Consider the following 13,861-nt stretch of genomic DNA (forward strand, 5'->3'; position numbering starts at 1 on the left):
TGCGCCGCGCTTGCGGCCTGCACCGCAGAGGCGTGGCAGGAGGTTCCGGATCAATCCCGCCGGATCACCGAATCCACTCCCCGCTGTTCTGAAATTCGTCGCGGATCTGGCCCGACTGGTTGAGGCGGGGATCGGTGTAGGTCGGGGCGGGGGCTGCCGGCTGTGCGCCGGGGACGGGGCTGCCGATGTCGCGGTTGGTCTGGGCCATCGCGTTCGGCATCGGGGCGGGGGCGACGTCGGGCAGCGGCGCGGTCACGCTGCCGCTGCCTTCGGGAAGCAGCGCCGTCGGTGCGGCGCCCTTTGCCCGCGCGGCGAGCTGGTCGGAGACCGGCAGGTACGGGCCCGGAACAGGCTCGCGGCCCAGATAGGGAACCCGGAACGCATCGGGCATCCCCCAGCGGCCGCGCCAGCGGTGAAAGATATGCGCGCCGACGATATTGGTCATCACCAGGCTCTTGCCCCAGCGCGGCCAGATCGCGGTTGTGTGGTAATGCGTCGCGAGTCCGACGCCGGGAAAGACCGCACCGCCGAGCGCGGCCGAGGCGACGCGGCTCGCACGCAGCCAGCCGGCGCGGTTCGGCGCGCGCGCCATCGCGCCGTCGCAGGCGAAGGTGAACTGGCACACGCCGGCGCGTTGCGATCCCTGGAAAACGACGCCGCACACGCTGTTCGGGAAGCTGGGGTGGCGAACGCGGTTGAGCACCGTCTGGGCAACCCCGCGCATCCCGTCGTCGCTTTCTGACGCCGCTTCGTAATAGATGGCGGCGGTCAGGCAATAATGGGCGCGTTCGCGATCGGTCGCGCTCGCGCCGCGAAAGACATAGGACTTGGCGGGCGGGCCGACGAACGCCTCGTCGCGCAGCTCGGCGGGATCGGCGGGCGGCAGGGCGGTCGCGTCGGCATAATCGATGCTGCGCGGATCGGGCAGCGAAGGGTCGATCTTCAGCGCGTCGGTATAGCTGTCCGCATTCATGATCGCCCAGCGTTCGGGGTCATACGGCTTGAAGGCGAGCGGAACGCTGACGCTGTACGGCCCGAAGCCGCGCGGCCGCACCTGCCCCGATGCGAGCAGCATCGCCAGGCAGGCGACGACCACCGCGGCGATCAGCCCGGCCCAGAAATTGCGCCCCGGCCCCGCCGGCCGCACCGGTGCCGCATCGCGCCAGTTGGGCCGGCCGATCTGTTGGGTCAGGTGCAGTTCGGGCTTCATGCGCGCGCTATAATCCAATTGCATCGCCAGGCGAATGATTCGCGGGCGAAACCGTCCCCTTTCCTTATGCCGCGAGTTGCGAACAAAAGATTGAGCGCCGTTTGTGCTGTCCCGCAGCGGGACAGGCCCTAGCTCTCGATATCGGCGTGATACCAGTCGCCGCGTCGGCGCACCGCGATTGGCAGGTCGAACAGCGCGCTGAGCGCCTCGCCGGTCAGCAGGTCGGCTTTCGCCCCGTCGCGCACGAGGCGGCCGCCGCGCAGCATCACGATGCGGTCGATCTCCGGCAATATTTCCTCGATATGATGGGTGATCAGCAGCAAGGCGGTGCCGCCGCGCGCGACGTCGCGCAGCATGTCGAGGAAATGGTGGCGCGCCGCCGGGTCGAGCCCGGCACAGGGTTCGTCGAGCAGCAGCGCGCGCGGCCGGTGCGCGAGCGCGCGGGCGATGAGGACGCGGCGCGCTTCGCCGGTCGACAGGCTTGCCATGCTGCGCCCGACCAGATGCGCTGCGCCGACCTCTTCGAGCGCCGCGCGCGAGACGTCGATCATCTCCTGCGTATAGTGCTGGTGCGCCCACAGCCCGCGCGAGGCGAAGAAGCCCGACACGACGCAGTCGAGCACCTCGAGCGGGGGCTCGGCGTCGAAATCGAGCTGCATCGTCGACGATATGATGCCGAGCAGCTTGCGCAGGTCGAAGACGTTCCAGCTGTCCTGCCCGAAAATGCGGACGTCGGCGCCCCACACCGGATAGAGCTGGCGCGCGATCAGCTTGACCAGCGTCGACTTGCCCGAGCCGTTGGCGCCGAGGATCGCGGCGCTTTCGCCGGCGCCGATCGCCAGCGCGGGAAGGTCGAGGATGCACGTCTCGTCGGCCATGACGCGCACGCCGGACAGGGTGAGGAGGGGAGGGTCGTCGGTCATCGCCGCGCCCATCAGCATGGCGCGGGGCAAGAGGGAAGCGAAAAATGCGTGCGGGCGACCCCCTGCGGGCTGGTGTGCGTCCGGGTCAGTCCGGTCTTGCCACCCCCGCCGCGCCGGGCGAAAAAGGGGTATGACGCTGACCACCCAGCTTGCGCTCGCCACCCTGATCGTCGCGGCGACCGTGATCGTCCACCTGGCGGGGATCGCCCTGTTGCTCGCGGTGCTGCGCCGCTATCGCCGCGCGTCGCGACGAGCGCTGGTGGTGCTGATGAACGGCGCGGCGATCCTGGTTGCGGCCTTTGGCCTGTTCGCGCTTCATTCGGTGGAAATCTGGATCTGGGCCGGGGTGTTCCAGGGGCTCGGCGCCTTCTCGGATTTCGAACATGCGCTCTATTTTTCGACCTCGACCTATGTCACGATCGGCTATGGCGACATCGTGCTGCCGCAGGGCATGCGGATATTGGGCGCGATCGAGGGTGCTAGCGGGATCATCCTGATCGGCTGGTCGACCGCTTTCTTCTTTTCGATCGTCGACCGGATGAAGCTGCTCGAACGCCATTTCGACAGCGACCACTTGCGTTAAGCGGTCCCGACCCTATGGTCTGCCGGTCTGAAATGGGGAGATCGGTGCGGTTGGCCCGGTCCTCGTGCCGCGAGCCCAGACCTTCGCACCGTGCGATGAGTCCCAAGACCTCTAGGGCCGGTGCACATGCGCATCGGCGAGCCAAAGGACTTGGACAGATGAAACAGCAAATTTCGGTGGTTACGCTCGGCGTGTCGGACCTTTCTCGGTCCCGGGCCTTTTATGTCGACGGCTTCGGCTGGCGACCCGTTTTCGAGAATGACGAGATCATATTCTATCAGATGAACGGCCTGGTTTTTGGCACCTGGCTTGCCGAGAAGTTGGCCGAAGACATGCAGCGCCCGATCGGAAGCACGGCATCTCCGTTCGCCCTCGCGCATAACGTATCGAGTCGGGAAGGGGTCGAGCCGCTCGTGCAGCGGCTGGTCGCGCATGGAGGAACCCTGCTTCGCGACGCGGATGCTCCGGCGCATGGTGGATTCCGCGGCTATGTCGCCGACCCGGACGGACATGGCTGGGAGATCGCGTTCAACCCGTCATGGCGCATCGACGACGATGGCCATGTGGAATTCGCTCTCTGATCTTGCGCCGGGCGGTGGGGGCGCGGCGCGATGGCCGGCTCCCCGCTCCTGAAATCAATAGGCGAGGGCGCAGCCGTCGGCGCGCATCTCGCTGGCCGCGGCATAGACGCGCGTGTCGCCGTCCATCCGGTGTTCGACGCATTGATACCGGCCGAAGCCGCCGTCGGGGCCCTCGATCGCCCAGCCGAGCCGCGCCAGCTCGGCACGGGTCGCGTCGGGGACGCCGCTTTCCAGCCGCAGCCGGCCGGTCGGGCCAAGGCCCGGCGCATCCTCGCCCATCGATTCGGACGAGCCTTCGTGGTGCCAGCGCGGCGAATCGCCCGCCGCCTGGATTTCGAGTCCATAGTCGACGCGGTTGACGATGATCTGGGTCTGCCCCTGCGGCTGCATGTCGCCGCCCATCACGCCGAAACTCATCCACGGCGTTTCGCCGTGCGCGGCGAAGCCGGGGATGATCGTCTGGAACGGTCGCTTGCCGGGGGCATAGATGTTGGGATGGCCGTCTTGAAGGCTGAAGAGCTGGCCGCGGTCCTGGAACATGAAGCCCAGCCCGTCGGCGACGAGCCCCGATCCCATGCCGCGGAAATTCGACTGGATCATGGACACCATCATGCCGTCGGCATCGGCGCAACTGAAATAAGTGGTGTCGCCGTGGCTCGGGGCCTGCCCGGGATGGACCGGGGTCAGGATGCGGTCGGGGCCGATCAGTTCGGCGCGCTTTGCCGCATAGTCCTTCGAGATCAGCCATTCGACCGGCACGTTCGAAAAATGCGGATCGGCATAATAGCGCGCGCGATCCTCGTAGGCGAGGCGCTTGGCCTCGGCTTGGAGGTGGATCGACAGCGACGACTGGAACCCCGCATCGCGCAGGTCGAAATTTTCGAGGATGTTGAGCATCTGCAAGGTCGCGATGCCCTGTGTATTCGCGCCGAGCGCATAGACGTCGGTGCCGCGATAGGATGTGCGATGCGGTTCGATCCATTCGGAGCGGTGCGCCTTCAGGTCGTCATAGCGCAGCCAGCCGCCGATGCGCCGAAAATAGGCGTCGATGGTGCGCGCGATGTCGCCTTCGTAAAAGGCATCGCGGCCGCCCTCGGCGATCAGGCGCAGCGTGTTGGCAAGATCGGGGTTGCGGAAGACCTGGCCCGCCTGCGGCCCCCGGCCGTCGGCGAGGCCATAGGTGCGGATCGCATTGTCGACCTCTTCGATCCCGCGGCCCGGCTGGCGGAAGCCGGCGAGGCTGCGGCGGATGTACCAGGCGATCATGTCGGGCACCGGCGCCCCGGCTTCGGCATGGGCGATCGCGGGCTCGAACAGGCTCTTCCACGGCAGCTTCCCATAGCGCTGGTGCATCGTCCACCAGGCGTCGACCGTACCGGGCACCGAGACCGCAATCGCGCCATAAGCTGGAATCGTCCCGTTCCTGGCCCGCGACCGGACGGTCGCGAGGTCGAGCGCGCGCGGGCTCTTGCCCGACCCGGCGAGGCCGACGACCTGTCGCTGCTTCGGGTCCCATATCATCGCATAGGCATCGCCGCCGATCCCGTTCGATGTCGGCTCGAGCAGGCCGAGGCAGGCGTTGGTCGCGATCGCCGCATCGACCGCCGATCCGCCGCGGCGCAGGATGTCGATCCCCGCCTGGGTCGCGAGCGGGTGCGCGGTACCAACCGCGCCGCTGAGGCCATAGACGGCGGTGCGCGAGGCAAAGCTGGCCCCGACCGGACGGTCGCCGCCGTGGACGTCGGGGCGCAGGAAGCGATCCTCGCCCTTCTCCCACATCGGCGGCTGCGCCGGGTCCGCGCGGCGGGCCGCCGGGTGTGCGGCGCCCTGTGCGCGGGCGGCAGCCGGGAGCAGCGCGACGGCGGGCGCTGCGGCAAGGAGGGTGCGGCGATCCATGATGATGTCCCCTAGCAAAACGCCAGTCTTGCGGTAGGGGGGTACCGATGCAAGGGGCGATTTGGGACGCGCCCGGACGAGGCGCGATCCGCGCTCGGATTTCCCCGCGCATTCCCCCTTGCCGCGCGGCGCCAACGCGCCTATATGCACGCTCACTCCTAGACATGGTTAGCCAGTTGGGACGTCGGGGCCGCGGGCCGCGGCGGCCACAAGCGCATGGCTTTCCGGTCTGCAACCTTGGGACGAGCATTTGGTCGATTTCGACGCCCTCAACGCGATCATCGCGCCCGAAGCCGAGGCGAGGGGGCTGGCGCTCGTGCGCGTCGCCTTCTTTGGCGGCGACAGCGATCCGACCTTGCAGGTGATGGCCGAGCGGCCCGATACGCGCCAGCTGACGATCGACGATTGCGCCGACCTGTCGCGCCGCATCTCGGAAAAACTCGATGCGCTCGAGGAAGCGGGCCAGGATCCGGTGGACGGCGCCTACCGGCTCGAAGTGTCGTCGCCCGGCATCGACCGGCCGCTGACGCGGCGCGCCGACTTTGCCGACTGGGCAGGGCACGAAGCGAAGATCGCGCTCAAGGAAAAGATGGACGGGCGCCAGCGTTTCAACGGCACGCTCGTCGGCATCGACGGCGACACCGTCACGATTTCGGACAAGGAAGAGGTCGAGCACAAGCTGCCGTTCGACGCGATCGACACGGCGAAGCTCGTCCTCACCGACAGATTGATAGCCGCAACCGTCCCGCTTTCGATGGAAGGCGCCGACGACATGGAAGAAGAAGGACAGGACTGATGGCCACTGCCATTTCCGCCAACAAGGCCGAGCTGCTCGCGATTGCCAATTCGGTCGCCAGCGAGAAGATGATCGACAAGGGCATCGTCATCGAGGCGATCGAGGAAGCGATCCAGCGCGCCGCCCGCGCCCGCTATGGCGCCGAGAACGACATTCGTGCGAAGCTCGACCCGCAGACCGGCGACCTGCGCCTGTGGCGCGTCGTCGAAGTGGTCGAGGCGGTCGACGATTACTTCAAGCAGGTCGATCTTGCCGCCGCTCAGAAGCTGCAGAAGGATGCGAAGATCGGCGACTTCATCGTCGATCCGCTCCCCGCGGTCGATCTCGGCCGCATCGATGCGCAGTCGGCGAAGCAGGTCATCTTCCAGAAGGTGCGCGAAGCCGACCGCGAGCGTCAGTTCGAAGAATATAAGGACCGCGGCGGCGAGATCATCACCGGCGTCGTCAAGTCGGTCGAGTTCGGCCATATCGTCGTCAACCTGGGCCGCGCCGAGGGCGTGATCCGCCGCGACCAGCAGATCCCGCGCGAACTGATGCGCGTCGGCGATCGCGTCCGCGCGATCATCCTGTCGGTGCGCCGCGAGAATCGCGGGCCGCAGATCTTCCTCAGCCGCGCGCACCCCGACTTCATGAAGAAGCTGTTCGCGCAGGAGGTGCCCGAAATCTATGACGGCATCATCGAGATCAAGGCGGCGGCGCGCGACCCCGGCAGCCGCGCCAAGATCGGCGTGATCAGCTATGACGGTTCGATCGACCCCGTCGGCGCTTGCGTCGGCATGAAGGGCAGCCGCGTTCAGGCGGTCGTGCAGGAAATGCAGGGCGAAAAGATCGACATCATCCCCTGGTCCGAAGACACCGCGACCTTCGTCGTCAACGCGCTCCAGCCGGCGACGGTGCAGCGCGTCGTGATCGACGAAGAGGATGGCCGCATCGAAGTCGTCGTCCCCGACGACCAGCTCAGCCTCGCGATCGGTCGCCGCGGCCAGAATGTTCGCCTGGCGAGCCAGCTGACCGCCAAGCAGATCGACATCATGACCGAGGCCGATGCGAGCGAGAAGCGTCAGCGCGAATTCGTCGAGCGGTCGACGATGTTCCAGGAAGAACTCGACGTCGACGAGACGCTCGCGCAGCTGCTCGTCGCCGAGGGCTTCGGCGAGCTCGAGGAAGTCGCCTATGTTCCCGTCGAGGAACTGGCGAGCATCGAGGGCTTCGACGAGGAACTCGCCGAGGAGCTGCAGAGCCGCGCGACCGAAGCGCTCGAACGCCGCGAAGAGGCCGCACGCGCCGAGCGCCGCGAACTGGGCGTCGAGGACGCGCTTGCCGACATTCCGCACCTGACCGAAGCGATGCTCGTCGTGCTCGGCAAGGCCGGGATCAAGACGCTCGACGACCTCGCCGACCTCGCGACCGACGAGCTGATCGCCAAGAAGCGCAACGAAAACCGTCGTGGTCCGTCGCGCGAACGCACCGAGGACAAGGGCGGCGTGCTCGGCGAATATGGCCTGTCGGAAGAGCAGGGCAACGAGATCATCATGGCGGCGCGCGCGCACTGGTTCGATGACGAACCCGAAGCGGCTGCGCCTGCCGATGTCGAGCCTGCGGTGGAACCGCAAACCGGGGAGGCCGCCGATGCGGACCCCTCGCAATGATCAGCTAAGCGACACCGACCGCGCAAAGGGGCGCGGCCAACATGCGCCCGAGCGGCGCTGTGTGGTGACCGGCGACGTGGCGCCGGCCGAACGGCTCGTGCGCCTGGCGCTCGGGCCCGACGGCGTCATCGCGCCCGACGTGCTGGCCAAGGCGCCGGGGCGTGGCGCGTGGATCGGCGTGACCCGCGCCGCGCTCGAAGCGGCGCAGGCGAAGGGCAAGCTCAAGGGCGGACTGGCGCGGGCGCTGCACGAAGGCGGCGTGACGATTCCCGATGATCTAGGCGCGCGGATCGAGGCGCAGCTCGAGCGCGCGACGCTGAGCCGGCTGGGCCTCGAAGCGCGGGCCGGAATGTTGGTTTCGGGCAGCGAGCGGATCGAGGATGCGGCGCGCCGCGGGCAGGTTCGCCTGCTCCTCCATGCACTTGATGCCGGCGAGGACGGGCGCCGAAAGCTGGCGCAGGCGTGGCGCGTCGGCGAAAGCGAAGAAGGTTCGGGACGCGAAGGCACGGTCTTGCCGGTGGACCGAAACACCCTATCTATGGCATTGGGGCGTGAAAATGCGGTGCATCTGGCGCTTGTAGACGCCCGTGCCGCGGACCGGGTGCTGGCGCATCTCTCCCGCTGGCAGTTTTTTACCGGATGGTTTAGGGACGCGGCGAACCGCGGTCCCGACACGGATTCCCGCTCGGCGGGTAATGGGGCGGCGTCCGCGGACTCCGCCGTTTCGGACGCGTAGAAGGATAACAGGTTTTCGATGAGTGACGAACAGGACAAGCCGACTCTGACCCGCAAGCCCCTGGGGCTCAAGCGGACGGTCGAGGCCGGCCAGGTGCAGCAGCAATTCAGCCATGGCCGCCGCAACACGGTGGTGGTCGAGGTGAAGCGCCGCCGCGTCATTGGCCGTCCCGGCGAAACCCCGAGCGCGCCCGAAGCCGAAGAGGCGAAGGAAGCGGCCGCTCCGGCACCCGCCGCCTCGCCGAAGCCTGCCGCGCCGAAGCCCGCCGCCGCGCCGCGCAAGAGCGAGGCCGACAGCCTGATGTCGCGCCAGGAGCGCCAGGCGCAATTGCTGCGCGAGGCCGAGGAAGCGCGCCTCGCCGCGCTCGAGGACGCGCGCCGCCGCGAAGAGGCCGAGCGGGCCAAGGCGATTGAGGACGAAAAGACGCGCGTCGCCGAAGCGCGCGAGGAAGAGGCGAAGGCGAAGGAAGAGGCCAAAGCCGAAGCGAAGGCCGAGGCCGAAGCGCCGGCCGAGGTGCCCGCCGCCGCGAAAGCCGAAACGCCCCCCCCCGCAGCGCCGCGTGCCGCGCCGTCGGCCCCCGCTCCGCGCCGGTTCACCCCGGTCGAGGCGCCGAAGCGTCCCGAGCCGAAGCGGCCCGAACCGAAGAAGGATCATCGCGGCGACAACCGTCGCCAGTCGGGCAAGCTGACCGTCACCCGCGCGCTCAACGAGGATGAGGGCGCGCGCGCGCGCAGCCTCGCGGCGCTGAAGCGCGCCCGCGAAAAGGAAAAGCGCGCACACATGACCCCCTCGTCGGGGCCGCGTGAAAAGCAGGTTCGCGAAGTGGTCGTGCCCGACACGATCACGGTGCAGGAGCTTGCCAACCGCATGGCCGAAAAGGGCGCCGACCTGGTGAAGGCGCTGTTCAAGATGGGCATGATGGTCACCGTCAACCAGACGATTGACCAGGACACCGCCGAACTGCTCGTCACCGAATTCGGGCACGAGATCAAGCGCGTGAGCGAGGCCGACGTCGACATTCGGCACGACGAGGACGTCGATGCGGCCGAGGCGCTGAAGCCCCGTGCGCCGGTGGTCACGATCATGGGCCATGTCGATCATGGCAAGACCAGCCTGCTCGACGCGCTGCGCGGCGCGAATGTGCAGGCGGGCGAAGCCGGCGGCATCACCCAGCATATCGGTGCCTATCAGGTTAAGGCGAAGGACGGCAGCGTCATCACCTTCCTCGACACGCCGGGCCACGAAGCCTTTACCGAAATGCGCGCGCGCGGTGCGAACGTCACCGATATCGCGATCCTGGTCGTGGCGGCCGACGACGGTATCAAGCCCCAGACGATCGAATCGATCAACCATGCGAAGGCGGCGGGGGTCCCGATCATCGTCGCGATCAACAAGATCGACAAGGACGGTGCGAATGCGCAGCGCGTGCGCGAGCGCCTGCTGGAGCATGAAATCATCGTCGAGGCGATGGGCGGCGACGTCCAGGACGTCGAGGTGTCGGCGCTCAAGAATCTGAACCTCGACAAGCTGCTCGACGCGATCGCGCTGCAGGCCGAGATCATGGAGCTGAAGGCGAACCCCGACCGCAATGCCGAGGGCACGGTGGTCGAGGCCAAGCTCGACAAGGGCCGCGGGCCGGTGGCGACGATCCTCGTTCGTCGCGGCACGCTCAAGGTCGGCGACGTCTTCGTTTGCGGTGCCGAGAGCGGCCGCGTCCGTGCGCTGATCGACGATCAGGGCAAGCAGGTGAAATCGGCGGGTCCGTCGACCCCGGTCGAAGTGCTCGGCCTCGGCGGCGTGCCGATGGCCGGCGACACGCTGACCGTCGTCGAGAATGAGGGCCGCGCCCGCGAGGTCGCCGCCTATCGCCAGGAACAGGCGCTCAAGAAGCGGACCGCCCAGGCGCCGGTCAGCCTCGAGGGCATGTTCTCGGCGCTTGCCGACAAGGCCAATGTCATCGAATTCCCGGTGGTCATCAAGGCCGATGTGCAAGGGTCGGTCGAGGCGATCGTCACCGCGCTCAACAAGCTGTCGACCGACGAGATCCGCGTTCGGGTGCTCCATTCGGGCGCCGGCGCGATCACCGAAAGCGATGTGACGCTCGCGGCATCGACTGGGGCGCCGATCATCGGCTTCAACGTCCGCCCGAACGCCAAGGCGCGCGAGATTGCGAACCGCGAAAAAGTGCGTTTCATGTACTATGACGTCATCTATCACCTGACCGAGGAAATCGCGAAGGAGATGGCGGGCGAACTGGGACCGGAACGCGTCGAAACCGTCGTCGGCCGCGCCGAGGTCAAGGAAGTCTTCCCGGCCGGCAAGCGCGACAAGGCGGCGGGCCTGCTGGTGCTCGAAGGCGTCATCCGCAAGGGGCTCCACGCGCGCCTCACCCGCGAGGACGTCATCGTTTCGGCAACGACGATCGCATCGCTACGCCGGTTCAAGGACGACGTCGCCGAAGTCCGCGCCGGCCTCGAATGCGGCGTCGTGCTCGCCGACACCAACGACATCAAGCCGGGCGACCACCTGGAGGTGTTCGAGGTCGAGGAGCGCGAACGCACGCTGTAAAGGCTGAATTTGTGTCCCTGCGCAGGCGGGGACGCAGAGCGGAGAGGGGGGAAGCGGAATGGCCTTTCTGTCTGTCCTGCTTTTATCGGCGACAGCCGCCACCGCGCATCCATGCGAAGGCGACTTCATCTACCGTGCTCCGGCTGACGGGGTCTCCGTCGGCGTTCGCGTTCGCAAGGATCCGGACGTCGCGGAAATTCTGTTCTCGGACTATGGCAAGATAACGCCCGCCAACGTCGAATGGGGCAACGGCAGCATCGTGATCGTCGATTCGCATGATCGATCCAACGTGGTAATGATCTGCGATTCCGCCGAGCCGTCGCTGGTTCTGCCTTCGACGGAATATGGACTGGCACAGGTGTTCAAGCTGAGGAAAGTCCAGGGCTCCCTGTGGGAGGTCGGGCAACGCGAAGGCTGGCTGGAGCCGGAAGACTAGAATGCGACACAAGGAACAATCCCAGGGTCCCTCCGTCCGCGTACTGCGCGTGGGCGAACAGGTGCGCCATGTTCTCAGCGAAATCCTGCAACGCGGCGACGTCCACGACGATGTGCTGGCGAAGCATCCGGTCAGCGTGACCGAGGTGCGGATGTCGCCCGACCTGCGCCACGCAACGGTGTTCGTAAAGCCGCTGCTTGGCCGGGACGAGGACGCGGTCGTCAAGGCGCTGCGTACCAACACCGCCTATCTCCAGCGCGAAGTCGCGCACCGCATCCGCATGAAATATGCGGCGAAGCTGAAATTCCTGCCCGACGAAAGCTTCGACGAGGCGAGCCATATCGACAAGCTGCTGCGCGATCCCAACGTCGCGCGCGATCTGGAGAGCGGCGAGGGCGACGTTCAAGACTGAGCCCGATGTCATCGTCATCCCCGCCTACCCCAGGATGACGGGCGGGTGGGGGCGGATAGGCGCTACGTCCCCTTGGGTGTCTTGATCCCCGCCGCGGCTTCCAGTTCGACCAGCGCGTCCTCCAGATAATCGATCATCCGCTGCGCGTGCGGCACGCTGCGGCGACAGGCGGTGATGCCGAAATCGATGTTCCTGAAATTCGACACCTGGGTGATGTTCATCGCCATGCCGTCGACCGGGATGCTCGCGGGGTACATGCCGTCGAGCCGCGCGCCGTTCCAGTACATCTGCTCGCGCGGACCCGGGACGTTCGAGATCGTCACCGAATAGGCGGGCAATTTGTCGGCGGTGCGGGTCAGCGCGGTCAGCATCTGAGGGAAATTGGTGATCGCGGTATAGAGCTGGATCTGCTGGGCGGTCATCGCGCGCAGCTGTGCCTTTGCCGCGTTCATCGAGGCCTGGATCGCGGCCATCCGCTCGGCGGGGTCGTCGATATGGGTCGCCAGGTTCGCGGTGACCGACGCCACCGAATTGCCCGAATCGATGTCGTCCTTGGGACGGATCGACACGGGCGCCATGGCTTTGAGCGGCTTGTCGGGGAGTTCGTTCAGCGACTGGAGATATTTGCGCATCGCACCCGCGCACATGCCCAGCACTGCGTCGTTGATCGTCCCGTCATAGGCCTTGCCCACCGCGCGGACGCGGTCGAGCGACCAGCTTTGCGCGACGAAGCGGCGCGCGCCGGTGATGTTGCGGTTGAAACTGGTGCGCGGCACGCCGGCAAAGGGCGTGACCAGTCCGTCGCCGCCGATCCCGACCATTGCCGCGGCATATTGGTTGAGCGCGCGGGTCACGCCGACGCTGTTGCCCCATTGCTCCTTCAGGAAATCGCCGATCGCGGCGATGTCGGTCAGGCTCGGACGGGGCGGCTTTTTGGGCGACGGGAAGTTGCGCTTGTACGCTTCATAGGCCTCGACCGACAGCGGCGAGCAGCTTCGCCGCTCCTTGGGGTCGGGCGAGAACATCGAATTATAGAAATGGATGCTCGCCGCGCCGTCCATCAGCGCATGATGCACCTTCTTGAAGGTCGCGATCTGCCGGTTCGGCAGGCCCGAGATCAGGGTGATCTCCCACAGCGGGCGGGTGCGGTCGAGCAGGCTGGAATGAAGGCGCGAGGCGAGCTCGAACATCTCGCGATAGCGCCCCGGCCTGGGCAGCGCGGCGGCACGGACATGATAGTGCATGTCGATGTCGCGATCGGGCTCGAGCCGGATCGGGCCGTATTGACCGAGCGGGGTCAGTTTCAGCACCTCGCTGAACGGCCGCCGCAGCCCCTCCGACTGGCGCAGCAGGGCGAGCTGATCGTTCAGCCAGTCGGTCTCGTCGACATCGTCGGGCAGGGTGTAGAGATTGATGCCGCCGATGTGCATCGGCATTTCGCGGCTTTCCCCCCACAGGAACATCGCGTCGCTTACCGGCATCAATCGCATAGGCAGCTCTCCCACCAAAATGCTGCATCTCTTGTGCGCAGCATGACAGCGGAGGCGGGCGAGTCAAGCGAACGCGGCGCGTTTAGGCTTCGGGCAAAGCGGGCTTGCGTGTGAAATCGCCGTCGCGATGGACCCATATGCCGCCGAGCAGGCTTTCGGCGATCATCCGCGCCCGGCCCCCGACCAGCGCGACCGCCGCCTCGCCCGGCGCAATGGCGCGCAGCGTGGCATAGAAGAGTTCGAGCCAGCGGCGGAACTGCGCTTCGCCGATCGACGGGATCGCCAGATGCTTCATCATCGGATTCCCGGTGAAATTGCCGGCGCCGAGCAGGATCGACTGCCAGAAGCGGTTCATCTGCGCGAGGTGGGCGGGCCAATCGTCGACCCGCGCGTCGAAGATCGGCCCAAGTTCGGCGTCGTCCCGGATCGCGGCATAGAAGCGATCGACCAGCGCCGCGATGAAAGTCTCGTCGACGCCCATCGCGATGGCGGCGGCGCGGCGGTCTGCGCGCGCGGCGACCGCGTGGGGGTGGGCGGGAACGGTACGCTTTTGCATCGGACGACTCGATAATATGTATTGC

General features: G+C 67.0%; 13 protein-coding genes. 8 read left to right on the forward strand and 5 right to left on the reverse strand.

Translation table 11 applies throughout. The features are described from left to right. Positions 1-64: 64 nt before the first annotated feature. Both AC58D2_RS14420 and AC58D2_RS14425 read right to left on the reverse strand, forming a co-directional pair. Positions 65-1,210: a cell wall hydrolase gene (locus AC58D2_RS14420; RefSeq protein WP_497391506.1), complete on the reverse strand. Its 1,146-nt coding sequence runs from the start codon at positions 1,208-1,210 to the stop codon at positions 65-67. 128 nt (positions 1,211-1,338) lie between these two features. After that, on the reverse strand, positions 1,339-2,151 hold the full coding sequence (locus AC58D2_RS14425; RefSeq protein WP_497391508.1) for an ABC transporter ATP-binding protein: 813 nt from the start codon (positions 2,149-2,151) through the stop codon (positions 1,339-1,341). 112 nt (positions 2,152-2,263) lie between these two features. On the opposite strand from AC58D2_RS14425, the gene AC58D2_RS14430 reads away from it, so the two are divergent. Together AC58D2_RS14430 and AC58D2_RS14435 are read left to right on the forward strand one after the other, a co-directional pair. Continuing rightward, a complete protein-coding gene (locus AC58D2_RS14430; protein WP_497391510.1) occupies positions 2,264-2,716 on the forward strand; it encodes an ion channel in 453 nt (150 codons plus the stop codon). 158 nt (positions 2,717-2,874) lie between these two features. Beyond that, on the forward strand, positions 2,875-3,297 hold the full coding sequence (locus AC58D2_RS14435; protein WP_497391512.1) for a VOC family protein: 423 nt from the start codon (positions 2,875-2,877) through the stop codon (positions 3,295-3,297). A 54-nt stretch (positions 3,298-3,351) separates the two neighbouring features. Here AC58D2_RS14435 and AC58D2_RS14440 read toward each other — a convergent pair whose 3' ends face one another. Further along, positions 3,352-5,193: a gamma-glutamyltransferase family protein gene (locus tag AC58D2_RS14440; protein WP_497391514.1), complete on the reverse strand. Its 1,842-nt coding sequence runs from the start codon at positions 5,191-5,193 to the stop codon at positions 3,352-3,354. Between the two features lie 250 nt (positions 5,194-5,443). Here AC58D2_RS14440 and rimP point away from each other — a divergent pair, with 250 nt between their 5' ends. From rimP to rbfA, 6 genes are read left to right on the forward strand one after another with little or no spacing between them, the layout of a single operon-like run. Next, complete coding sequence (gene rimP / locus AC58D2_RS14445; protein WP_497391516.1) at positions 5,444-5,989, forward strand: ribosome maturation protein RimP; 546 nt, start codon at positions 5,444-5,446, stop codon at positions 5,987-5,989. Beyond that, positions 5,989-7,638, forward strand: a complete 1,650-nt coding sequence (gene nusA, locus AC58D2_RS14450) for a transcription termination factor NusA (RefSeq protein WP_497391518.1) — start codon at positions 5,989-5,991, stop codon at positions 7,636-7,638. Before rimP ends, nusA begins: the two co-directional genes overlap by 1 nt. After that, complete coding sequence (locus tag AC58D2_RS14455; RefSeq protein WP_497391520.1) at positions 7,619-8,374, forward strand: DUF448 domain-containing protein; 756 nt, start codon at positions 7,619-7,621, stop codon at positions 8,372-8,374. Before nusA ends, AC58D2_RS14455 begins: the two co-directional genes overlap by 20 nt. A gap of 18 nt (positions 8,375-8,392) precedes the next feature. Beyond that, positions 8,393-10,942 carry a translation initiation factor IF-2 gene (gene infB, locus AC58D2_RS14460; protein WP_497391522.1) on the forward strand — a complete coding sequence of 850 codons (2,550 nt, stop codon included), beginning with the start codon at positions 8,393-8,395 and terminating at the stop codon, positions 10,940-10,942. A gap of 58 nt (positions 10,943-11,000) precedes the next feature. Then, entirely contained in the window at positions 11,001-11,378 is a 378-nt protein-coding gene (locus tag AC58D2_RS14465; RefSeq protein ID WP_497391524.1) for a hypothetical protein, read from the forward strand. A gap of 1 nt (position 11,379) precedes the next feature. Further along, positions 11,380-11,790 (forward strand): 30S ribosome-binding factor RbfA, encoded by a 411-nt coding sequence (gene rbfA / locus AC58D2_RS14470; protein WP_497391526.1) that lies wholly within the window; start codon positions 11,380-11,382, stop codon positions 11,788-11,790. 62 nt (positions 11,791-11,852) lie between these two features. Here rbfA and AC58D2_RS14475 read toward each other — a convergent pair whose 3' ends face one another. Both AC58D2_RS14475 and AC58D2_RS14480 read right to left on the reverse strand, forming a co-directional pair. After that, positions 11,853-13,280: a WS/DGAT/MGAT family O-acyltransferase gene (locus AC58D2_RS14475; protein ID WP_497391528.1), complete on the reverse strand. Its 1,428-nt coding sequence runs from the start codon at positions 13,278-13,280 to the stop codon at positions 11,853-11,855. An 82-nt stretch (positions 13,281-13,362) separates the two neighbouring features. After that, a complete protein-coding gene (locus AC58D2_RS14480) occupies positions 13,363-13,836 on the reverse strand; it encodes a group III truncated hemoglobin (protein WP_497391530.1) in 474 nt (157 codons plus the stop codon). Positions 13,837-13,861 lie beyond the last annotated feature (25 nt).

Source organism: Sphingopyxis sp. CR5 (assembly GCF_059693785.1).